19 protein-coding genes and 1 pseudogene are annotated in these 22,044 nt (G+C 71.9%); 6 read left to right on the forward strand and 14 right to left on the reverse strand.

Annotation, left to right across the window (positions count from 1 at the left end; translation table 11 throughout):
* Positions 1 to 80: 80 nt before the first annotated feature.
* A complete protein-coding gene (locus ACWCXB_RS10965) occupies positions 81 to 671 on the reverse strand; it encodes a TetR/AcrR family transcriptional regulator (protein WP_450721311.1) in 591 nt (196 codons plus the stop codon).
* Positions 672 to 828: 157 nt separating this feature from the next.
* Here ACWCXB_RS10965 and ACWCXB_RS10970 point away from each other — a divergent pair, with 157 nt between their 5' ends.
* Positions 829 to 1,848, forward strand: a complete 1,020-nt coding sequence (locus tag ACWCXB_RS10970) for an aldo/keto reductase (RefSeq protein WP_450721313.1) — start codon at positions 829 to 831, stop codon at positions 1,846 to 1,848.
* Between the two features lie 184 nt (positions 1,849 to 2,032).
* Here ACWCXB_RS10970 and ACWCXB_RS10975 read toward each other — a convergent pair whose 3' ends face one another.
* From ACWCXB_RS10975 to ACWCXB_RS10990, 4 genes are all read right to left on the reverse strand, one after another.
* On the reverse strand, positions 2,033 to 2,179 hold the full coding sequence (locus ACWCXB_RS10975) for a hypothetical protein (protein WP_450721315.1): 147 nt from the start codon (positions 2,177 to 2,179) through the stop codon (positions 2,033 to 2,035).
* Between the two features lie 116 nt (positions 2,180 to 2,295).
* Complete coding sequence (locus ACWCXB_RS10980) at positions 2,296 to 3,585, reverse strand: SWIM zinc finger family protein (protein ID WP_450721317.1); 1,290 nt, start codon at positions 3,583 to 3,585, stop codon at positions 2,296 to 2,298.
* Positions 3,582 to 6,467, reverse strand: a complete 2,886-nt coding sequence (locus tag ACWCXB_RS10985; protein WP_450721319.1) for a DEAD/DEAH box helicase — start codon at positions 6,465 to 6,467, stop codon at positions 3,582 to 3,584. The genes ACWCXB_RS10980 and ACWCXB_RS10985 overlap by 4 nt, the downstream gene beginning before the upstream one ends.
* 98 nt (positions 6,468 to 6,565) lie before the next feature.
* Complete coding sequence (locus ACWCXB_RS10990; RefSeq protein WP_450721367.1) at positions 6,566 to 7,603, reverse strand: SPFH domain-containing protein; 1,038 nt, start codon at positions 7,601 to 7,603, stop codon at positions 6,566 to 6,568.
* A gap of 236 nt (positions 7,604 to 7,839) precedes the next feature.
* On the opposite strand from ACWCXB_RS10990, the gene ACWCXB_RS10995 reads away from it, so the two are divergent.
* The gene (locus ACWCXB_RS10995) at positions 7,840 to 8,175 is read left to right on the forward strand and encodes a hypothetical protein (RefSeq protein ID WP_450721321.1); all 336 of its coding nucleotides are present in this window, start codon (positions 7,840 to 7,842) and stop codon (positions 8,173 to 8,175) included.
* 105 nt (positions 8,176 to 8,280) lie between these two features.
* Here the strand turns inward: ACWCXB_RS10995 and ACWCXB_RS11000 are convergent, their stop codons facing one another.
* Both ACWCXB_RS11000 and ACWCXB_RS11005 read right to left on the reverse strand, forming a co-directional pair.
* On the reverse strand, positions 8,281 to 8,709 hold the full coding sequence (locus tag ACWCXB_RS11000) for a DoxX family protein (RefSeq protein WP_450721323.1): 429 nt from the start codon (positions 8,707 to 8,709) through the stop codon (positions 8,281 to 8,283).
* Positions 8,710 to 8,866: 157 nt separating this feature from the next.
* Positions 8,867 to 9,115 (reverse strand): annotated as a pseudogene (locus ACWCXB_RS11005) (ADP-ribosylglycohydrolase family protein); the annotation flags it as partial.
* Positions 9,116 to 9,181: 66 nt separating this feature from the next.
* Here ACWCXB_RS11005 and ACWCXB_RS11010 point away from each other — a divergent pair.
* The gene (locus ACWCXB_RS11010) at positions 9,182 to 9,502 is read left to right on the forward strand and encodes a DUF6343 family protein (RefSeq protein WP_450721325.1); all 321 of its coding nucleotides are present in this window, start codon (positions 9,182 to 9,184) and stop codon (positions 9,500 to 9,502) included.
* A gap of 56 nt (positions 9,503 to 9,558) precedes the next feature.
* Here ACWCXB_RS11010 and ACWCXB_RS11015 read toward each other — a convergent pair whose 3' ends face one another.
* From ACWCXB_RS11015 to rpsA, 4 genes are all read right to left on the reverse strand, one after another.
* Positions 9,559 to 9,921 (reverse strand): tetratricopeptide repeat protein, encoded by a 363-nt coding sequence (locus ACWCXB_RS11015; RefSeq protein WP_351225425.1) that lies wholly within the window; start codon positions 9,919 to 9,921, stop codon positions 9,559 to 9,561.
* A gap of 118 nt (positions 9,922 to 10,039) precedes the next feature.
* Positions 10,040 to 10,639 (reverse strand): dephospho-CoA kinase, encoded by a 600-nt coding sequence (coaE, locus tag ACWCXB_RS11020; RefSeq protein WP_450721327.1) that lies wholly within the window; start codon positions 10,637 to 10,639, stop codon positions 10,040 to 10,042.
* 110 nt (positions 10,640 to 10,749) lie between these two features.
* Positions 10,750 to 11,691 (reverse strand): PAC2 family protein, encoded by a 942-nt coding sequence (locus tag ACWCXB_RS11025; RefSeq protein WP_450721329.1) that lies wholly within the window; start codon positions 11,689 to 11,691, stop codon positions 10,750 to 10,752.
* A gap of 541 nt (positions 11,692 to 12,232) precedes the next feature.
* On the reverse strand, positions 12,233 to 13,726 hold the full coding sequence (gene rpsA, locus ACWCXB_RS11030; RefSeq protein WP_450721331.1) for a 30S ribosomal protein S1: 1,494 nt from the start codon (positions 13,724 to 13,726) through the stop codon (positions 12,233 to 12,235).
* Positions 13,727 to 14,108: 382 nt separating this feature from the next.
* On the opposite strand from rpsA, the gene ACWCXB_RS11035 reads away from it, so the two are divergent.
* Together ACWCXB_RS11035 and ACWCXB_RS11040 are read left to right on the forward strand one after the other, a co-directional pair.
* Positions 14,109 to 15,005, forward strand: a complete 897-nt coding sequence (locus tag ACWCXB_RS11035) for a class I SAM-dependent methyltransferase (protein ID WP_450721333.1) — start codon at positions 14,109 to 14,111, stop codon at positions 15,003 to 15,005.
* Positions 15,002 to 17,674, forward strand: a complete 2,673-nt coding sequence (locus ACWCXB_RS11040; RefSeq protein WP_450721335.1) for an ATP-dependent helicase C-terminal domain-containing protein — start codon at positions 15,002 to 15,004, stop codon at positions 17,672 to 17,674. The genes ACWCXB_RS11035 and ACWCXB_RS11040 overlap by 4 nt, the downstream gene beginning before the upstream one ends.
* Here ACWCXB_RS11040 and ACWCXB_RS11045 read toward each other — a convergent pair.
* From ACWCXB_RS11045 to ACWCXB_RS11055, 3 genes are all read right to left on the reverse strand, one after another.
* A complete protein-coding gene (locus ACWCXB_RS11045) occupies positions 17,664 to 18,656 on the reverse strand; it encodes a DUF3068 domain-containing protein (RefSeq protein WP_450721337.1) in 993 nt (330 codons plus the stop codon). The genes ACWCXB_RS11040 and ACWCXB_RS11045 overlap by 11 nt on opposite strands.
* Before the next feature lie 17 nt (positions 18,657 to 18,673).
* Positions 18,674 to 18,811 (reverse strand): SPW_0924 family protein, encoded by a 138-nt coding sequence (locus tag ACWCXB_RS11050; RefSeq protein WP_450721339.1) that lies wholly within the window; start codon positions 18,809 to 18,811, stop codon positions 18,674 to 18,676.
* A 237-nt stretch (positions 18,812 to 19,048) separates the two neighbouring features.
* Positions 19,049 to 20,722 (reverse strand): lytic transglycosylase domain-containing protein, encoded by a 1,674-nt coding sequence (locus ACWCXB_RS11055; protein ID WP_450721341.1) that lies wholly within the window; start codon positions 20,720 to 20,722, stop codon positions 19,049 to 19,051.
* Between the two features lie 237 nt (positions 20,723 to 20,959).
* Between ACWCXB_RS11055 and ACWCXB_RS11060 the strand changes: the two genes are divergently transcribed.
* On the forward strand, positions 20,960 to 21,778 hold the full coding sequence (locus tag ACWCXB_RS11060; RefSeq protein WP_450721343.1) for a DUF4184 family protein: 819 nt from the start codon (positions 20,960 to 20,962) through the stop codon (positions 21,776 to 21,778).
* Positions 21,779 to 22,044: the final 266 nt, after the last annotated feature.

The raw sequence follows: 22,044 nt of genomic DNA on the forward strand, positions 1-22,044 counted from the left end.
ACCGCACGCTGAAGACCTGAGCTGATGCAGGTCGGCCACCCCTCAGCGACGAGATCGTCGAGCTCGGGCCTGGCCGATGGTCAGTGCGGTCGACGTAGTCCTGCGATGAGGAGCTCGACCAGTCGACGTGCGTCGTAGTGGGGATCACTCTCCGCGCCTATGCAGAGGTTCCCGACGCCGCGCATGAGCTCGTAGGCCTCCAGGTCGGATCGAATCTCGCCCGAAGCGGCTGCAGCGTCGAGCAGCTGCGTGCACACGGGTACGAGGCGGTCGAGAAAGTAGGCGTGCAGCGTGTCGAAGCCGGCGTTGTCGGACTGCAGCACAGCAGCGAGTCCGTGCTTGGTGACCAGGAAATCAACGAAGAGGTTGATCCATCGCCCCAGTGCGGCGTGAGGAGTTGCGCTGGTCGTCAGCAGGGCTGGACCGGCCTCGGCGCAGGCCTCGACCTGGTGCCGGTAGACGGCGATGATGAGATCCGCTCGAGTCGGGAAGTGGCGGTAGATCGTGCCCATCCCGACGCCGGCCTTGGCCGCGATGTCGCGTACCGGCGCTTCCACGCCTGAGGCGACGAAGACCGCGGCGGCCGCGTCGAGCAGAGTCTCCTCGTTACGCCGGGCGTCCGCCCGCCTGGACCGGGCTGCGCGCCCTGCGCCCTCGTCGCTGTCGTTCACCGCACCGCTCCCTCCGCTATCGAGCTTGCCGAAACGGAGCGCTGTTCCGTATCGTAACCGGAGCAAGGTTCCGTTTTGTTCATGATGCCAGAGCAGGGCCCGACAACCAAACCACGCATTGCCACCACGCTTCACCCGCAATGGAGGAGACACGGTCATGCAGTACCGCACCTTGGGCCGCACCGGTGTGCAGGTCAGCTCCCTCGCGCTCGGCGCGATGAACTTCGGCAAGATCGGGCGCACCACCCAGGACGAGGCCACCGCCATCGTCGACGCCGCCCTCGAGGCCGGGATCAACCTCATCGACACCGCCGACATGTACAGCGGCGGCGAGTCGGAAGAGATGGTCGGCAAAGCCATAGCCGGCCGCCGCGACGACATCGTGCTGGCCACGAAGGCGAGCATGCCCATGGGCGACGAGCGCAACCACCAGGGCAGTTCGCGCCGCTGGCTGGTCACCGCGCTGGACAACAGCCTGCGCCGTCTCGGTGTCGACCACGTTGATCTCTACCAGATCCACCGGTGGGACCCGAGCACCAGCGACGAGGAGACGCTGTCGGCTCTGACCGACCTGCAGCGCGCGGGAAAGATCCGTTACTTCGGCTCCTCGACCTTCCCGGCGTACCGCATCGTGCAAGCCCAGTGGGCCGCCCGAGACAACCACCTGAGCCGTTACGTCACCGAACAGCCCAGCTACTCGATCCTGCAGCGCGGGATCGAGAGCCACGTGCTGCCCGTGACCGAGCAGTACGGGCTCGGTGTGCTGGTGTGGAGCCCGCTGGCTTCGGGCTGGCTGTCGGGCGCGATCCGCGAGGGCCAGGAAATCACCACCAGCCGCTCAACGTTCATGCCGCAACGCTTCGACACCACCATCCCCTCCAACCGGGCCAGGCTCGACGCCGTCGAGCAGCTGGCCAAGGTCGCCGACGAGGCCGGCCTGACCATGATCCAGCTCGCGCTCGGATTCGTGACCGCGCATCCCGCCGTGACCAGCGCGCTCATCGGCCCCCGCACGCTGGACCACCTGCACTCGCAACTCGCCGCCGCAGACACAGTGCTCTCCGCCGACGTGCTCGACGCGATCGACGCGATCGTCGCTCCCGGCACCGACCTGGCCGCGCACGAGAAGTACGACACTCCGCCCGCGCTGCTCGACCCGTCACTGCGGCGCCGCTGATCGTCCGAGGGCCGGTCTCCACATCCTCTCCCGCAACTCCCGAGTCCGCGGGAGAGGATGTGCCCGGCGAGAAGCTGTATTTCCTCCAGCTCGCCGGCGCCCGCCGATGGCTTCCGGCACATCGTCCTCGGACTGCCGGCGCCCTACCCAGCCGACGTCGCACGGTGGGTCACCGACGAGCTCATCAGCACGTCGGCCTGGCTTGATCTTCAACCTGTGCGGTGGGGCCGTCGGGTAGGCGACTCATTCCGCCGTCCTCGGCGTGCACCAGCGCGGTGCCCCCTTCGACGACGAGATCGGCGGGTCCGTCTTTCGCGTGCTCACCGGTCATTCGGGCTCCTGAGTGCCCACGGGCATCCGGTCCAGGGCGTTCGGTGCGAGGCGCACAGTCGGTCCACGGCGTACGTCCGGGCGCACACGGTCCAGGCGCACGGTCCGGGCCTACGGTCAGCGGCCGAGCAAGGCGGCGAGCGCTCCGACGGGGTCCGCGTCGGGAGTGCCACGGGGCCACCAGTCGTCGCGGCCGGGGTCCGATTCATAGCCGTACCACAAGCCGTCGCGGCCCAGGCGCAGTTGCAGCGCGGAGGTGGAGAGGCGGTTGCGCGAGGGCCGGAAGTCCGGGAAGTCGGCGGCGGCCAGTGCGGGGCGGGCCCGGTCGAAGGGGCCGGCCGGCGGGTCCCACTCCTCCTCCAGGACGGCCAGGCCCGCGAGGCCGCCCTGCCGCCAGGCGGCGACGGCGCGGGCCAGGTCCGTCTGGCTGCGGTCGGTGGCGCGGGCCAGCGCGGTGTACAGCGCCCGAGTGGAGGCGGTGAGTCCGGAGCCGGGATGGGCGGCGGCCAGCCGGACCGCGTCCTGCCGGGGGGTGAGGCCCGCGAGGGGATCCAGGCCCGTCCGGAGGGTGGTGTGGGCGCGGGCCGCGGCCTCGGTGGCGAGGAGGTCGAGGGCGAGTGGGTCGGGCGCGCCGGGCGCCTGCGGGTAGACCGGCGGGCGGCCGGGGTGCGGTGGCACGGGCAGCGGCGGCGGAAGCGGTGGCAGCATGCGCGGTGCGACGGCGTCGCGAGCGGGGACGGTGGCGAGGGCGGGCGTGGTGCCGTGCGCTTCCCCGGCGGTCCGCTCGGCCGCGGAACGGGTGGCGTTGCGCCGGGTGAGCTCCGCGAGGATCTCCTGTTCACCGTGGCCGCGCATGAGGAACAGCACGAACGGGTCCTCGTCGAGGATCCGGGCCGTCTGGTAGCAGAGTGCGGCCGCGTGCTTGCAGGGGAAACCGTCGTCGGGACATGAGCAGTCGGGGATCAGATCGCCGGGAACGGGCAGCAGGTCGGCAGCGCCCGCAAGCGCGTGCGGGACGTCCTTGTCGAGCAGGGCCGCGATGTGGTCGGGTCGGGCGGCCGCGATGTCGAGGAACCGGTCCCAGGCGTCGTCGCCGAGGGTGCGCAGCCGGATGTCCGTACGGTACGGGCGCGGGCGGGACCCGTGCACGTACGCCGAGACCCGGCCGGGGGTGACGGTGATCGCGTCGACCTGGCCGCGCCCGGCGTACGCGCGGCCGCGAGCGAGGCGGGCCGGGTCGAGGGCCGCGTCCTCCAGCGCGTCCACCCACGCGTTGCCCCACCAGGATGCGGCGAACGACTCGTCGGCGGACCGCGGTGCGAGCTGCGGGAACGTACGCCGCCGGTCGTCCGGCCTGCGCAGCGCGTCCCGACGCGGCCGCCCGGCCCCGGGGCGGTGGGCGATCATGACGGCCTCCGCAGCGAGACGAGATCGGCCAGCTCCCGGTCGGTGAGCTCGGTCAGTGCCGCCTCCCCCGAGCCGAGCACCGCGTCGGCCAGCGCCCGCTTGGCCAGCAGCATCTCGGCGATACGGTCCTCGACGGTCCCCTCGGCGATGAGGCGGTGGACCTGCACCGGCTGGGTCTGGCCGATGCGATAGGCCCGGTCGGTGGCCTGGTCCTCCACGGCCGGGTTCCACCAGCGGTCGTAGTGGACGACATGGCCGGCCCGGGTCAGGTTCAGTCCGGTGCCCGCGGCCTTGAGGGAGAGGATGAACACCGGGATCTCGCCGGACTGGAAGCGGTCCACCATCCGCTCCCGCTCCGGCACGGGGGTGGACCCGTGGAGCAGCTGGGACGGGATCGCCCGCGCCTCGAGGTGCCCGGCGATGAGGCGCGCCATCGACACGTACTGCGTGAAGATCAGTACCGCGCCGTCCTCCGCGAGGATCGTGTCGAGCAGCTCGTCGAGGAGGGCGAGCTTGCCGGAGCGTGCGGCGAGGCGGCCGGTGTCCTCCTTCAGATACTGCGCAGGGTGGTTGCAGATCTGCTTGAGCGAGGTCAGCAGCTTCATGATGAGGCCGCGGCGCGCGATGCCCTCGGCGCTCTCGATCTGCGCCATGGTCTCGCGCACGACCGCCTCGTACAGCGACGCCTGCTCCCGGGTGAGCGGGACAGGGTGGTCGGATTCCGTCTTGGGCGGCAGCTCCGGCACGATGCCGGGGTCGGATTTCCTGCGGCGCAGGAGAAAGGGGCGCACGAGCCTGGAGAGGCGCTCGACGGCCGCCTCGTTCTCGACGTGCTCGCTGTTCTCGACGGCGCGGGCGTGGCGGGCACGGAAGGATTTCAGCGGGCCGAGCAGGCCAGGGGTGGTCCAGTCGAGGAGGGACCACAGCTCGGACAGGTTGTTCTCGACGGGGGTGCCGGTGAGGGCGACGCGCGCGGGGGCGGGGATGGTGCGCAGCGCCTTGGCGGTCGCGGAGAAGGGGTTCTTGACGTGCTGGGCCTCGTCCGCGACGACCATGCCCCAGTCCCGCGCCGCCAGTCCGGCGGCGCTCGTACGCATCGTGCCGTACGTGGTGAGGACGAAGCCGGGGCGGTCGCCTGGCGTGTGGACCCCGTCGAGGGAGCGATCGGCGCCGTGGAAACGGCGCACGGGCACGCCCGGCGCGAAACGGACGATCTCCCGCTGCCAGTTGCCGAGCAGCGAGGCCGGGCAGACGACCAGGGTGGGCGCCGTGCGCCCGCGGCGCTCGGCGCGGTGCAAATGGAGGGCGATGACCGTGACCGTCTTGCCGAGGCCCATGTCGTCGGCGAGGCAGCCGCCGAGGCCGAGCGAGGTCATCAGGTCCAGCCACCCGAGACCGCGGAGCTGGTAGTCGCGCAGGGTGGCGTCGAGTCCGGCCGGCTGGGCGAGGGCGGCCGGGCCCTCGGTGAGCCGGTCGCGCAGCGCGGCCAGCGCACCCTCGGGGACGGCCTCGACCGTCTCACCGTCCACCTCGGCGGTCCCGGTGAGCGCCACGGCCAGCGCGTCCACCGGCTCCAGGAGCCCCAGCTCCCTTTTGCGCGCCTTGCGGACGAGATCGGGGTCGACCACGACCCACTGGTCGCGCAGCCGGACGATCGGGCGGTGCGCCTCGGCCAGTGCGTCCATCTCGCGCTCGGTGAGCGGATCCCCGTCCAGCGCCAGCTGCCAGTTGAACCTGAGCAGCTGCTCGCTGTCGAAGAACGGCGTGCCGTCCGTGGCGGAGCCGGGAGCGGGCGCGCGCACGACAGCGGCCGCGCTGAGCGTCCTGGCCAGCTCCTTGGGCCAGTGCAACGCCACCCCGGCCGCGCCGAGCCGGGCGGCGGCCTCGCCCAGCAGCTCGTAGAGCTCGTCCTCGGTGAGCGGCAGCACGTCGGGGACTTCGCGCTCCATGAGCCGCCCGAGCGGGGGCCAGACCCGGGCGGCCCGGCGCAGCGCGAGCACGGTGTCGATACGGGCCCGCGGCCCGAAGTGCTCCTCGCCCTCGCCCGCCCAGAGCCGGGCGGCGTCCAGGACGAGCGTCGGGTCGGCGAGGCTGTGCACCTGGACGAGCGCGGCGCCCGCCTGCCGCTCTGCCCCGCCGTCCTCCGCGATGTCGAACAGCTCGAACGCCGACAGGTCGAGGCGCAGCGAGATCCGTACGCCCGCGTCCATACCGGCCGCGGCCTCAGCCGCCCAGTCACGGGCTCCCGGCAGATGCTGCGGCGCCGCAGCGGCGAAGGGCCGCCCCGCCGCGTGCTCGGCCGCGGGTGTGCGGGGCAGGGTGTCCGCGACGGCGTCCAGGAACGACCTGATCAGCGCCTCGGGATCGGGCAGCTGGAGAGGGCGCAGGCCGGGCAGCGGGGTGGCATGGGCCTCGTACGGCATGGCTGCGGCGACGGCGCGCAGATGGGCGATGTCGTCGGCGTCCAGCGGGCCGGCCCGCCAGGCGTCATGGTCGTCGGGGGTCAGCCCGGGCAGAAGCCGGCCGCGTGCGGCGAGCTGCAGGGCGTGCAGGGCGGCGGCGCCCCAGCAGGCAGTGGCGGGATGCGCCGCTGGGTCGTGCCGGGCGCGCACGAGCAGCGGCACGGCGTCGGCGACCGGCAGCAGCAGGGCGGGGACGGTGCGGCTGCGGACGCCGCTGCCGTGCGGCCGCACGACCGTCAGCTCAGCGAGCTCGGCACCCCCGCCGGACTCGACCGCCGCGCCGGACCCGGCCGCCCCGCCGGAGTCGACGGCACCACCCTGCCCGACCGGAAGCGCGCCACCGTCCGGGCTCCAGAAGGCGACCCGCCCTTCCCGCGGCAGCGCTGCCGGTACGAACACGGCGGCACAGACGTGCAGCATGTGCGGGGCACCTCCACTCCCACTGGTCGGGTCCTTGGCACCACGACCATACGGGCGAGGTCTGACAATGCCCCTCGACCGACCTCCGACCTGCGCCTTTACCGCTCGCTGGGTTCGTCGACGGGCTTGCGGCCGGCTGCGCCGTGGCCGTCAGCACCGTGCGCGTGCACCTCACGCTCCAGCGGCATCTCCGACGCGTCCCGCACCTCCGAGCCCGGCAGTTCGAGGCCCTCCGTACCTGCCGGCCCTTCCAGAGCCGCCGGTCGCTGCTCGGCCGGTGTGCCGATCGGTTCGCCGGGTTCGCTCGACGCGACGGGCTGCGGAGAGGTCTGCGGTGCGGCCTGCGGTGCGGCCTCCGAGCCGGCCTGCGGAGTGCCCTGCGCGCCCCGCTCCAGGAAGCGCAGCAGCTCCACCGGGATGGGCAGCACCAGCGTGGAGTTCTTCTCGGCGGCCACGGCCATCACGGTCTGCAGCAGCCTCAGTTGCAGGGCCGACGGCGCGTCGGCCATCTGGTGTGCCGCCTCGGCCAGCTTCCTCGACGCCTGCAGTTCCGCGTCGGCGTTGATGACCCGGGCCCTGCGTTCCCGGTCCGCCTCGGCCTGCCGTGCCATCGAGCGCTTCATCGTCTCGGGCAGCGACACGTCCTTGATCTCCACCCGGTCGACGCTGACTCCCCACCCGAGGGCCGGGCTGTCGATCATCAGCTCGAGGCCCTGGTTGAGCTTCTCCCGATTGGACAGCAGGTCGTCGAGCTCGCTCTTGCCGATGATCGACCGCAGGGAGGTCTGCGCCATCTGGGAGACGGCGAAGCGGTAGTCCTCGACCCTGATGATCGCGTCGGCCGCGTCCACCACCTTGAAGTACACGACGGCGTCCACCCGGACCGTGACGTTGTCGCGCGTGATGCCCTCCTGGGCAGGCACGGGCATCGTCACGATCTGCATGTTCACTTTGTGCATCCGGTCCACGACCGGAATGATCATGGTGAATCCCGGCTCACGTACCCTGCTCCGCAGCCGCCCGAGGCGGAGCACGACGCCGCGTTCGTACTGCTTGACGACCTTCGCCGCGGCCAGCCCGTAGACCAGGCAGGCGGATCCTGCCGCCAAGCCCGCCGCCACCAGCTCTTCGACCATCACGGGACCCCCTGCCGTCCACGCGCTCGGGAGATTCGGTCCGTGACTCAACGGTATTCCTGTCGTGACCCCCGGTCGAGCGTCCGGAATCCCCTGTGCGGCTGCACATGGGGTGCCGCGCCGCCGTGAGTCCGGCAGGGTGGCGAGCACGAGTCCGGAACGTCCGGAACCACGTGAGCCACGTGAGCCACGTGAACCGCCGACGACAGACGACACACGACAGACGAGGACCAGCCATGTCCCATCTCCGGCGTCCCGGCATCGCCGCCGGGGCAGTGATCCTGTCCCTCGCCGTCGCGGGCTGTTCCGGCCTCGGCCGGACCGCGGTGGGCACCGTCATCTACGAGACCGAGGGCGAGCGGGTCGTCAAGGTGTCGAACCCCGGCGTGAACGGCTGTCACCGGCTCGCACCGACCGGTGCCCACCGGGTCGAGAACGCCACGTTGATCGACATGATGATGTACACGAACCCGAACTGTTCGGGGAGCGAATCGGCGTACATCCCGACGACGCTGTTCGACAACATCGCTCCGGACACCCCGCCTTGGCACAGCTACACCTTCGTGCACTGAGCCCCGCGCACTGAGCAGAGCCCCGGACGGATGACCGACCGGGGCTACGAGCTGCGAGCCACGAGCTGCGATCTGCACGTCAGCACAAAGGCCGTGCGCTGCGCGTCAGAGCCGCGCCCTGACCAGCGCGAACAGCTCGGCGGTGCGGTTCCGCCGGGTCCAGGCGATGACGGCGAGCGGGATCGCCACCAGCACCGGTGTGATCGCGTACTGCCCGTCGAAGACCGTCATCTGGGTGGTGAACGCCCCGATCATCAGGCCGATCAGGGCCAGCGCCGAAAGTCCGGACAGGATCGGGACCACGAGCGCCACGGCGCCGGCCAGCTCCAGCACCCCGACCAGGTACATGAACCAGTCGCCGAAGCCGATCTTGTCGAACGACTCCGCGGCCGACGCGTGCCCGATGAGCTTCGGCGCGGCACTCGGGATCGCGAAGAGCAGTGCGAGCAGGATCTGCAGCGTGCGCACGGCGAGGTCCGCGCGGCGGCTCAGGGGCTCGGCGGTCGAGGTGGTGGTCGAGGTGGTGGCGGACATCGCGGTCTCCTCCGTAGGCGTCATGAGAGCGTTCCGTAGCGCTTTCAGGGAGTAGGACCGGGCACGCGGCCGGAACTCATCGCACACTCACTGTGCGGATGCGGTGAGCAGATTGCCGCAGACCGCACCCGTGGAATCGCTGTCCACGGAGTGGCCCCAGTCCGAACGGCGCCGAACGCATCACCGTCCCGCAGCCCTTGGACTGTGCGCTGACCTGCCGTGCCCGCCCAACTCCGCCGCCGGTGGGGCACATGCTCCTGGGCGCGCCCGTCAGAGAGGCGTTACCGGGTGCCCGTCGTGCGTACAGGAAGGGCCCTGCGTCGGCGCGAATGAGCCCCTCGGCCGTGAAGAGGGTCATCCGGGTGTCGTCGGTGATCCGGCCGATGACGCCCCGCCCGTCCGGTACGAAGCGGGTGACGGGGCGTATCCAGCGGAAATCGGGTACATCCTGGAGTAGAAGGCGGCGATTGCCATGCGCACTGGGAGTGAACCGGCAACAGCACGCAGTCCTCTCCGGCTGCGATTCTGGCTGAGTGTATGGGGACTGCTGTGGGCGGTCGCGGGCACGGCCGTGTTCGCGCTCGCGGAGCGGCCGGGCTGGGCGATCGCCTGCGCGGTGCTGTGCCTGATCGTTTCGGCGGATCTGATGGTCGTGGTGCACCGGCTCCATCAGGGGCCGCACTACCAGCCGGGCCCTGACATCCCGCCGTACGAACCGGACCACGGTGACAACAGGCCGTACCGCAGCCCCGGGCCACCGTCGGCCCCGGGCCCCAGGCCCCGAGCCCCGTAGAAGCAGGCGTCAGAAGCAGGCGACGTGGCGCCGGGCCGATCCCTGAAGCGCCGGGATCAGGACTCGAACCGGGCCGCCTCCAGGTACTCCGGCTTGGGGTCGAGCGCCGCCGCCAGCCGGAAGTGCCGCAGGGCCTGGTCCGGGCGGCCGGACCGCTGGAAGGTGCGGGCCAGCGCGAAGTGGGCGAACGCGTTGTCCGGCTCGCGGTCCACGATGTGCTGGAATTCGCGCTCCGCCGCGCGCAGTTGGGCGGCGGCGAAGTAGGCGCGCGCTCTCAGCAGACGGGCCGCTCCGCTCTCGGGGTGGGCGGCGATGACCGAGTCGAGCAGCTTGATCGCGCCGCGCGGATCCCGGGCCGCGAGCAACTGCTCGGCCGCGCGGAAATCGATGACGTGAGTTTCCGGGTTCGTCTCGGGCACGCTGCCATCCTTCCCCTCGCTCGGGCTGTTCAACATCCCGCACGGCGGGAGTGTTCCGATTGTCGGAACGCGGTGACGGCCAGTGCCGGTCCGAAGAGGGATCCCGGCTTACGGCGCTCTATCGGCTCGCGCGCTCGGTCAGAGCCGCCCACACTTTGCGGACCTGCGGCTCCAGCGCCTCCAGTGGTCCGTCGTTGTCGATGACGATGTCGGCTACGGCGCGCCGCTCCTCGCGGGTGGCCTGGGCGGCCATGCGCGCCCGCGCGTCGGACTCGCTCATTCCGCGCAGGCGTACGAGCCGGTCCAGCTGGGTCTCGGGAGACGCGTCCACCACCACGACCAGGTCGTACAGCGGGGCGAGCCGGTTCTCGGTGAGGAGCGGTACGTCGTGGATCACCACCGCGTCCTCGCCGGCCGCTGCCGTCAGCTCGGCCGAGCGGGCTCCGACCAGGGGATGGATGATCGCGTTGAGTTCCGCCCTGCGGTCGGCGTCGGCGAACACGATCGAGCCGAGTTTCGGCCGGTCGAGGGTGCCGTCGGCGGCGAGGACCTCGGGCCCGAAGGCCTCGACGACGGCCGCGAGCCCGGGTGTCCCGGGCTCGACGACCTCTCGTGCGATCTTGTCGGCGTCGATCAACACCGCCCCGTACGACGCGAACAGCCGCGACACTTCGCTCTTGCCGGCACCGATTCCACCGGTCAGGCCCACGGACAGCACGGCTGCGCCTCCACTCGTTCACGGACCCCCGCGCGTCGGCGGGGACGACGACTTGCCGGCGCCAATTCCCCTGGTCAGGCCCATCGGCGCAGCCTCCGCAGCCTAGCCGATCAGCCCCCGTCGCCCTCCCGCTCCGCCAGGAAGCGCTCGAACTCGCGCCCGATCTCGTCCGCGGAGGGCAGATCCACCGGTTCGGCGACCAGGCTGCCGCGCGTCTCGGCGCCGGCGATCGCGTCGTACTGGTGCTCAAGTCCCCGTACCAGGGTCACGAGCTCCTCGTCGCCCTCGCCGATCTGCCGGTCGATCTCGGTCTGCGTGCGCTGCGCCTGGGCGCGCAGGGCGTGCGCGACACCGGGCAGGACGAGCCCCGTCGCGGCCGTGATCGCCTCGAGGGCGGTGAGCGCCGCGTCGGGGTAGGCGGAGCGGGCGACGTAGTGCGGCACGTGCGCGGCGACACCGAGGACGTCGTGGCCCCACTGCATCAGCCGGTACTCGACGAGCGACTCCGCGCTGCCCGGCACCTGGGCCTCGTCGAAGGGGCTGCGGTGGCCCGGCATGAGGTCGGTGCGGTTGCCGTGCGGGGTGATACCGACCGGGCGGGTGTGCGGAACGCCCATGGGGATGCCGTGGAAGTTGACCGAAAGGCGTACGCCGAGACGCTCGACGATCTGCCGGACGGCGGCCGCGAAGCGCTCCCACTCGACGTCGGGCTCGGGGCCGGAGAGCAGCAGGAAGGGGGCGCCCGTGGCGTCCTGGACCAGCCTGACCTCGAGAGTCGGGGTTTCGTAGTCCGTCCAGCGGTCGCGCCGGAAGGTCAGCAGCGGGCGGCGCGCGCGGTAGTCCACGAGCCTGTCGTGGTCGAATCGGGCGACGACCTGGTGCGGAAGCGCGTCCAGCAGGGTTTCGACGATCTGCTCGCCGGTCTCCCCCGCGTCGATGTATCCGTCGAAGTGGTACAGCATGACCAGTCCGGCCGACTCCTGCGCGAGCGCCATGTCGACGACGGCCAGGCCCTTCGGCTCCCACTCGTACAAACCCTGCGGATCAAGCACGATTACCGCTCCTCCTCGTGTCCGTAGGGAAGAACGCCGTGTGCGGGGCGGGCATTCCCCTTCGGCCGGTTCCTTGTCGAAGGCGCCGCACGCTCAACTGCGCCTGACTGCAGCCGCATTGATCAGACTTTGACATGCCCACGACCCATCTCTACGGTCGCGGACAACTCCAGTTCATGGACGCGCCCAGAATCCACATACGCGAACACGAAGGCTCGCAAGCACGCACCTTCACATACAACCCCCACAACGGGAAGGCCCCCCATGCGTAGCCGAACGCTGCTCCCCCGCGCTGTCCGCGCCGCTGCTCGCGGCGGGTGCACTGGCGCCGCTCGCCCCACCCGCCGGGGCCGCCACCGTCATCGAGGTGTCCACGGCCGCCGAGCTCAAATCCGCCCTCGCCGCGGCCGTCCCCGGCGACACGATCCTCGAGCCCCGCCCCGCTCTCCACCCTTGAGGCCGCCCGCCTCCGGACATGACCGAGGCCCGCTCCCCAGGGGGAGCGGGCCTCGGCTATGAGCTACGGACTAGCGGTGAGCGATCAGCTCTGGCCGCCGGCCAGCTTCTCGCGGAGCGCGGCCAGGGCCTCGTCCGACGCCAGGGCGCCGGAGGTGTCGTCCGACTCCGAGGAGTACGAACCGCCCTGCGGCGCGGCGGCCGGAGCGGCGGCGCCACCCTCGGCAGCAGCGGCCTCGTCGGCCTCGCGGGACTTGATGACCTGCGCCTGGTGCTGCTCGAAGCGCTGCTGCGCCTCGGCGTACTGGCGCTCCCACTCCTCGCGCTGCTTCTCGAAGCCCGGCAGCCAGTCGTTGGTCTCCGGGTCGAAGCCCTCGGGGTAGATGTAGTTGCCCTGGTCGTCGTAGGACGCGGCCATGCCGTACAGGGTCGGGTCGAACTCGACCGACGCCGGGTCGGCACCGAAGGCCTCGTTGGCCTGCTTCAGGGACAGCGAGATCCGGCGACGCTCGAGGTCGATGTCGATGACCTTGACGAAGATCTCGTCGTTGACCTGGACGACCTGCTCCGGGATCTCCACGTGGCGCTCGGCCAGCTCGGAGATGTGGACCAGACCCTCGATGCCCTCGTCCACGCGGACGAACGCACCGAACGGAACGAGCTTCGTGACCTTGCCCGGGACGACCTGACCGATCTGGTGCGTACGGGCGAACTGCTGCCACGGGTCCTCCTGCGTCGCCTTCAGCGACAGGGAGACACGCTCGCGGTCCATGTCGACGTCGAGGACCTCGACGGTGACTTCCTGGCCGACCTCGACAACCTCGGACGGGTGGTCGATGTGCTTCCAGGACAGCTCGGAGACGTGCACGAGACCGTCGACGCCACCCAGGTCCACGAAGGCACCGAAGTTGACGATCGAGGACACGACGCCGGAGCGGACCTGACCCTTCTGCAGGGTGGTGAGGAACGTCTGGCGGACCTCGGACTGGGTCTGCTCGAGCCAGGCACGGCGGGACAGGACCACGTTGTTGCGGTTCTTGTCCAGCTCGATGATCTTCGCCTCGAGCTCCTTGCCGACGTACGGCTGGAGATCGCGGACGCGCCGCATCTCCACGAGGGAGGCGGGGAGGAAGCCGCGGAGGCCGATGTCGAGGATGAGACCACCCTTGACGACCTCGATGACGGTACCGGTGACGATGCCGTCCTCTTCCTTGATCTTCTCGATGGTGCCCCAGGCACGCTCGTACTGGGCGCGCTTCTTCGAGAGGATCAGGCGGCCTTCCTTGTCCTCCTTCTGGAGGACCAGGGCCTCGATCTCGTCGCCGACGGCCACGACCTCGTTCGGGTCGACGTCGTGCTTGATCGAGAGCTCGCGGCTCGGGATGACACCTTCGGTCTTGTAACCGATGTCGAGCAGGACCTCGTCCCGGTCGACCTTCACGATGACGCCGTCGACGATGTCGCCGTCGTTGAAGTACTTGATCGTCTCGTCGATCGCGGCGAGGAAGGCTTCCTCGTTACCGATGTCGTTGACCGCAACCTGCGGGGTGGTGGCGGTGGTCTCGGTGCTGCTCGTCATGTGGGAAAGGGCTCCGGTACGGACATTGAAGTCGTAGGTACTGCTACGCCGAGAGCCCGTATCGCAGCTGAAGAAGCCGGACAGCCAAGGAAGCGCCAACCCGAAAGGAAAGGCGCCTCGAGAACCGAGGGGACATACAACAGATGCGAGCGCGGCCTGCTACGTCTGAGGCGCGCAAGCCCGCAGCGCAACCTTTAGCATAAGGGGACGGCAGGGCATGGTCAATGCGCGAAGGCCCCCACCCGGGGCGGAATGGCCCATACCCGGCACAACTAAGGTTTCCCGAGGCCACAATGGCCGCGCCTCGCTCGTCCACGACACGTCGGCGACACGCCTGCTGCACGTCCGGGCGGGGCTCGAGCAACGTACAACGACGGGCGAGATGATCCAAGAGTACGAACCCGAAGCAATGGTGTACGCACCGGAAACCGAGCCCGACGCGGAGCCCGAGGCCACCCGGCGTGACGCCGGGGACGCGGAGAGCAGCCGGGCGAGCCGCGGCTGGTGGGACCGGAACGCGGACGAGTACCAGAGCGAGCACGGAACGTTTCTGGGTGACGACCGCTTCGTGTGGGGGCCGGAGGGGCTGGACGAGGCGGAGGCGCGGCTGCTGGGCCCCGCGGATTCGCTCGCGGGTCGGGACGTGCTGGAGATCGGCGCGGGCGCGGCGCAGTGCTCGCGCTGGCTGGCGGCGCAGGGAGCGCGGCCGGTGGCCCTCGATCTGTCGCACCGGCAGCTTCAGCACGCGCTGCGCATCGGCACCGGCTTCCCGCTCGTGGAGGCGGACGCGGGGGCGCTGCCCTTCGCGGACGGCTCCTTCGACCTGGCGTGCTCGGCGTACGGCGCCGTGCCGTTCGTGTCGGACCCGGTGAAGGTGTTCCGCGAGGTCCGGCGTGTCCTGCGGCCGGGCGGGCGGTGGGTCTTCTCGGTCACGCATCCGATCCGCTGGGCGTTCCCGGACGAGCCGGGCCCCGAGGGCCTGAGCGTGGCGGCCTCGTACTTCGACCGCACTCCTTATGTGGAGCAGGACGAGCAGGGCCGGGCCGTGTATGTGGAGCACCACAGGACGATCGGCGACCGGGTACGGGACGTGGTGGCCGGCGGCTTCCGGCTGGTCGACCTGGTGGAGCCGGAGTGGCCGGCCTGGAACAGCCAGGAATGGGGCGGCTGGTCGCCGCTGCGGGGGAATCTGATCCCGGGAACGGCGATCTTCGTGTGCGAGCGAAGCGAGATGGAGGGTCCTTCCGGCCGAAGGCTGGTGGAGGGACCAGGAGCGTGATCCGCGAGGACGCCCTGGAGGGGCTGCCCGTCCGCACGGCCCTGCCCGCTCTGGAGCGGGCCCTGGACGAGCGCGGGGCCGCAGTGCTGTGCGCGCCGCCCGGGACCGGGAAGACGACACTGGTGCCCCTGGCGCTGGCGGAACGGGGCGCGCGGGTGGTGGTCGCCGAACCGCGGCGGATCGCGGCGCGGGCGGCGGCGAAGCGGATGGCGTGGCTGCTGGGCGAGAAGGTCGGCGGTCGGGTCGGGTTCACGGTGCGCGGGGAGCGTGCCGTGGGGCGCGGGACGGTCGTCGAGGTGGTCACCACCGGTGTGCTGCTGCAGCGGCTCCAGCGGGACCAGGAGCTGGCGGGCGTCGATGTGGTGATCCTCGACGAGTGTCACGAGCGGCATCTGGACGCGGACACGGTGGCGGCGTTCCTGCTGGACGTACGGGAGGCGCTGCGGCCCGAGCTGCGGCTGGTGGCGGCGTCGGCGACGACGGACGCGGCGGGGTGGGCACGGCTGCTGGGCGACGCGCCGGTGGTCGAGGCCGAGGGGGTCGCACATCCGGTGGAGGTGGTGTGGGCTCCCCCGGCCCGTCCTGTGCGGCCGCCGCACGGGACGAGGGTGGATCCCGCGCTGCTGGCACACGTGGCGTCGGTGGTGCGGCGGGCGCTGGCCGAGCGCGTGGGTGACGTGCTGTGCTTTCTGCCCGGGGTCGGGGAGATCGCCCGGGTCGCCGGGCTGCTCTCGGGCGTGGACGCGGAGGTGCTGCAGGTGCACGGGCGGGCGCCGGCGTCGGTGCAGGACGCGGTGCTGGCCGGTTCCGCCGCGGGGCGCCGGGTCGTGCTGGCGACCTCGGTGGCCGAGTCGTCGCTGACCGTGCCGGGCGTACGGATCGTCGTGGACTCGGGCCTCGCCCGGGAGCCGCGGACCGACCACGCCCGCGGCATCGGGTCGCTCACGACGGTACGGGCGTCGCAGGCGGCGGCCCGCCAGCGCGCGGGCCGGGCCGGGCGTGAGGCACCGGGTGCCGTCTACCGCTGCTGGTCGCAGGCCGAGGACGTACGGCTGCCGCGCTTCCCCGCGCCGGAGATCCAGGTCGCGGACCTGACCGCGTTCGCCCTCCAGGCGGCCTGCTGGGGCGACCCGGACGCCTCCGGGCTCGCTCTGCTGGACCCGCCCGCGGGCGGTGCGATGGCGGCCGCCCGGTCCGTGCTGGCCGCGATCGGCGCGGTCGATGCCTCCGGCCGCGCCACGCAGCGCGGTGCCCGGATGTCCCGCCTCGGCCTCCACCCCCGGCTGGCCCGCGCCCTGATCGACGGCGCCCCCGAGGTGGGCACCCGGCGCGCGGCGGAGGTCGTGGCACTGCTGAGCGAGGAACCGCCGCGGGAGTACGGCGACGACCTGACGGCGGCCTGGCGCTCCGCGCGTGGGGGCGGGGACGCGTACGGGGCGCGCTGGAGGGCGGAGGCGGGGCGGCTTGCGCGCGCGGCCGAGACCGGGGGCTACGCCCCCAGCACCCCGACAGGCGCAGAGTCCCCGGCCGCCGGCGCCCCCGGCGCGGGGGTGCACGCAATCGCCGGGCAGGCCACGGATCCGGCCTCGCCGGCGTTCGAGGCGCGGGGTCCGGGGCGCAGCTCCGAGGAGGTCCGGGGCGCGGCCTCCGGCCCGGCACCCGGCGCACGGCCCGGATCCGGGGCGGCGGTGCGGGAAAGCCACCTCTCCGACGACGCCGTCGCCGGATTCGTCGCCGCGCTCGCCTTCCCCGAGCGGGTCGCCCGGGCGCGCGGCGATGCGGCGTATCTGATGGCCTCCGGGACCGGGGCCGAGCTGGGCGAGGGGTCGCGGCTGCGGAGTGCGCCATGGCTGGCGGTGGCCGTCGCGGACCGGCCCGCGCACGCCGCTTCGGCACGGGTGCGGCTCGCCGCCGTCGTGGACGAGGACACCGCGCGCACCGCCGCGTCGCACCTGCTGAGCAGGGGCGAGGAGGTGCACTGGGAGGACGGTGACGTGGTCGCCCGGCACGTGGAGCGGCTGGGTGCGGTGGAGCTGTCCGTCCGCCCGCTGAAGGAGCCGGGCCCCGGTCTCGTACGGGACGCCCTGCTGGAGGGCCTGCGGCACGAGGGGCTCGGGCTGCTCGCGTGGTCGAAGGACGCCACGGGGCTGCGGCAGCGGCTCGCGTTCGTGCACCGGGTGCTGGGAGCGCCCTGGCCGGACGTGTCGGACGGCGCTCTGCTGGACCGTTCCGGCGAGTGGCTGGAGCCGGAGCTGTCCCGGGCGCGCCGCAGGGCCGATCTCGCCCGCATCGACGCGGGGCAGGCGCTGCAGCGGCTGCTCCCCTGGGCGAGCGGCGACGCGGTCCGGCTCGACGAGCTCGCGCCGGAGCGGATCGAGGTGCCGAGCGGTTCGCGGATACGGCTCGACTACACGGGCGAGCAGCCGGTACTGGCCGTCAAGCTGCAGGAGCTGTTCGGGCTGTCCACGACACCGGTCGTCGCGGGCGTCCCGGTGCTCGTGCACCTGCTGTCCCCCGCCGGGCGGCCCGCTGCCGTCACCGCCGATCTCGCGTCCTTCTGGCGGGACGGCTACCGGGCCGTGCGGGCGGAGCTGCGCGGGCGCTATCCGAAGCACCCGTGGCCGGAGGACCCGTCGACGGCGGAGCCGACCCGCGGGGTCAAGCGCTGACCGGCTCCGGCTCGCGCTGCTCCACGGCCGGGCCGTCCGGCCGGCGGGACCGCGCCTCCAGACAGAGGGAGAGCGCGAGAAGCACGAGCCCGAGGGTCACGAAACTCCAGGGCAGGTAGGAGACCAGCAGCAGCACCGTCGTGCGGTTCTTCGAGACCAGGTCGACGGTGTAGTCGATGTAGTCCTCGCGCATCTTCACGTGCCCGGAGAACGCCGTGACCTTGTCCCGGCCGCCCAGCAGGGAGCCGCCGCGCAGCTCCTCGGTGTGGATCTCCTCGCCGGTGACGGGCGCCCCGGTGACGGGCTCGACCCAGAACATCCGCTTGGTGGTGTACCAGCGGGTGGTGCCTGTCTGCTTCTCCAGCGTCGTCGCGTCGATGCCGGGCATCGGCATCTTCTTCGGGTACGCGACCTTGGTCCATGGGATCGTCTGCTCGAAGTAGTAGACCTCCATGCCCCTGAAGGTCCGCGTCCCCTTGTAGTGGATGGGCGCGGAGGTGCGGGTCTGGGCGTCGAAGTACTCGTAGTCCCGCTTCTCGGTCAGGAAGGGCCACTTGAACTCGATGCCCTCGCGCCGCACCGCGTCCCCGTCGACCATCTCGCCGGTCGCGTGCACGGGCGCCTGGGTGTGGGCGTCGAAGATGTAGCGCTCGGGGATCTGGGAGACCATCTTGCCGTCGGGGCCCTGGACGTACGACAGCGAGTCCCAGACCACGACGTCACGGCCGGCGTCCCGTTCTATCTTCTCGGACTCCTCGACGTTGCCCCTGAGGGTCTGGACGATGGTGACCTTCTCGACCTGTTTCGCCTGCATCGTGTCGTACTGCAGCAGGGTCGCGGGCTTCGCCTCCAGCACCATCTCCTGGTACTGGCTGGGCGGGATCTTGGCCAGCCGCGGGAAGGCGTACCAGCGCAGGACCGGCGCCAGGGCGGCGCAGAAGACGGCGAAGGCCAGGAGGACGAGGCTGGCTCGGCGGCGCATGGCGGCTGGTCCTCCCGCTATTTCTTGGGGCCGGGGACGGTGGTGTACAGCGGCTTGGGGGAGGTCTCCCCGGGCGGTACGTCGAGGACCGCGACGAGCAGCATGATGAGGAGCACCGGGGCCAGCCCGATGGCGGCGGCGACGAGGGCGCGCAAGGTCGGCCTCCCGGGAATGCGGATCTGATACAGCGTCAGGACTTCGGGGCTGGGGCACCGTAGCAACGCGGCCGCGAGATGAGAACACGTTGCACCGCACCCGGACGCCCGGTTCGGCCTCCGTCCACGGGCGGGCGTTGCCCCACCGGCCCGGTGGCGTGTGAATGCGCAGCGCCCCGCACCGTGATGATCACGGTGCGGGGCGCTGGGTGCGACCTGGTCCTGGGGGGACAGGGCCTAGGCGGCCGGCGGGGCGGCGACCTTCAGGTCGAGGGTGAGCGTGGCACCGCCCGGGGCGGTGAGGCGGAGCAGGAAGGTGCCGGTCTCGCCGTCGGCGTAGAGCTTCGGGAGGACGAGGGCGCCGTTCGCGTCGGTCTTCAGCTCGGTGAGGGTGCGGACGGGGTTGCCCTCCGCGTCCTTGAAGTACGGGCCCTTGGTGTTCTCGGCAGGGTTGTCCGCTGCGGTGATCAGAGTGGCGGTGACCGCGACACCCGCGGCCGCGGCGCCCTTGAACGTCGCCTTGACCTCGACCGCGTCGGCGAACTCGGTGCCGGGCGCGGCCGCCAGCTCCTTGTCGCCGGTCCGGGCCAGCGTGTCGGCCTGGCGCGGGGCGACGCTCGCGGTGTAGTCGAGCCCGGGCAGGTTACGGCCGGGGACGGTGACCCGGACCGTGAAGTCGCCGGTCTTCTCGCCCGCGCGCAGGACGGGGGCGACGGCCACTCCGTCGGCTCCGGTGGCGACGACGGCCTTGGTGCTGCCGTCGGCGAAGCGGGCGTCGGTGTCACCGACGATCTCGAAGGCGAGCCCCACCTTGGCGACGCCGCCACCGAGGCGGTTCTCGGCACGGACCTTGACGCGCTCGGCGAACTCCGTGCCCGTGAAGGCGGTGAGCGGCCCGCTGCCCGCGTCCTCGATGCGCGCGGCACCCAGGGTGGGCGTCGGAGTCGGCGTCGGAGTGGGTGTGCCGGGCTTCGACGGCGGAGTCGTGGGAGACGGCGTCGGGGTGGGCTTGTCGTCGGGCCGGCCGGGGCTGGGGCTGGGCCCCGGCGTGACGGGGGCGGTCGGCTCGGGGCTCGCTCCGTTGCCGCCGTCGCTGCGGTCGACCGGCAGGATGCCCGTACCGTCCGGGACTTGGTGGCTGCCGCGCTTGTAGTACTCGAACCACGACAGCACCGTCCGCAGGTACTCCTGCGAATGGTTGTAGCTCAGGATCGCCCGGTCCAGATCGCGCTGCAGGGACAGGTCGCGCCCGCCGGCGCACAGGTACTTGCCCGCCGCGAGGGCCGCGTCGTAGATGTTGTTCGGGTCCCTGCGGCCGTCGTTGTTGGCGTCCTGGCCCCAGGTCTCCCAGGTGGACGGGATGAACTGCATCGGCCCGACGGCCCTGTCGTGGGTGCGGTCGCCGTCGTACGCACCGTGGTCGGTGTCGGAGATGTCGGCGAAGCCGACACCGTTGAGGACCGGGCCGAGAATCGGGGACGTCGTCGTGCCGTTGGCGTCGACCCGGCCGCCGCGCGCCTGGCCCGATTCGACCTTGCCGATCGCGGCGAGCAGCTGCCAGGGAAGGCGGCAGGCGGGGTCGGAGGCAGCGAGGGCCGTCTCGGCCTGCTTGTACGCGGCGAGGACCGTGGCCGGTATGCCCGCTTCTGCCGGCCCTGTCACCACGGGCAGGTCGATGGAAGTGCCCGGCTTGTTCGGCGTGTTGAGCGGGGGGAGATCGGTGTAGTACGGGGAGTTGCCGGTGGCCGAGGCCTCGGGCGGGGTGGTCGACCCGGCCGTGTTCCCGTCGCCTCCGGCGGTGGCGGGCGTGACACCCGGCGCCTGTGACGCGGAGAGCGCGGCCACCGCGGCCGCGGCCACTGCGGTGGTCGTCGCCCCCCTGCGCAGCCGGCGGCCGAATTGCGCTGCCATACGTCTGTTCCCTCCCCGTCGACGGCCGTTCGCGCTCCCCGCGCACTGACTCGGGTGACACTACGGCAACTGTCGGCCCCGTAACACCGGCCCCCCGGTCGCTCTTTGGTGTTGTTCACCGAACGGCCATCCGGCGTGCGGCGAGCGGCCTGTGGAACAGGATGTTCGCATGGCGGACGGTCGGCCTCGCGCATACTGGACGGCATTGTTCGAAGTTGGTCGCACGGGGGGCACTTCATGCCGTTCACGCTCAGTCATGCCGCGGCGGTGCTGCCGGCCGTCCGAAGAGACGGCACGGCCCGTGGCCCGCTGGTCGTCTCGGCGCTCATCGCGGGATCGTTCTCGCCGGACATGACGTACTTCGCGGCGAGTGTTCTGCCAGGGGCCATGGAGTTCGGGGATCTGACGCACGGGCCGATCGGCGTCGTGACGGTCGATGTCGTCATCACCGTGGTGCTCGTCGGACTCTGGCTGACGATCCGTGACCCGCTGGTGGCGCTCCTCCCGCGCGGGTGGCAGGGGCGGGTGCACGCGCTGGTGCGGGGTCGCACGTGGCGGGAACGGCCGTGGACGGCCGTGGCGCTCTGGTTCCACGTATCCGCGGCGCTCGGCGCGACGACGCATGTGGTGTGGGACGCATTCACCCATTTCGACCGCTGGGGCGTGCGGATGCTGCCGGTGCTCGACGAGGTCGTGGCAGGCTTCCCGCTCTATACGTACACGCAGTACGGCAGTTCGGCGCTGGGCCTCACCGGCATGGTCTGGTTCACGGCCACGGCTCTTCGGCGGGGGCCGGTGACGACGCCGCCGCCCTTGTCGGTGCCGGTACTCGGCCGTGGGGAGCGGCGGGCGGCCGTGGCGGTGCTCGCGGTGTGCGTGCTCGCGGGGATCGCCCACCGGTGCGTGCGGTGGTACCAGTACTGGGGCCGCATCGAGACGCCGCTCGACATCATCCCGACCGCGTGCTTCGGCGCGGGTGCGGGGCTGGCCGTAGGGCTGGTGCTGTACGGGGCCGTCGCCCGGCTCCGTATGCGCCGCGCCGGCTATGCGGTTTGAGGGGGTTGCCCGGTGCGGCGACGGTGACCGGGGTGTCCGTCGCGTGCGCCCGGTGCCGCGGGGTGGGCCGGGGTGTCCGTCGTGTGCGCCCGGTGCCGCCGGGTGGGCCGGGGTGTCCGTCCTCAATCGCCGGACGGGCTGGGTGGTCGGGGGTGCCCGGTGCCGGGTCGGTGCCGTCCCGGGTCCGCTCCGGGGCTCGTATCCGGGACGGCATGATTTACGGCGCGCGCAAACCCCGGACCCACCAGTCATCGCCCATGCCGCGC

Source organism: Streptomyces sp. NPDC001514, assembly GCF_053597075.1.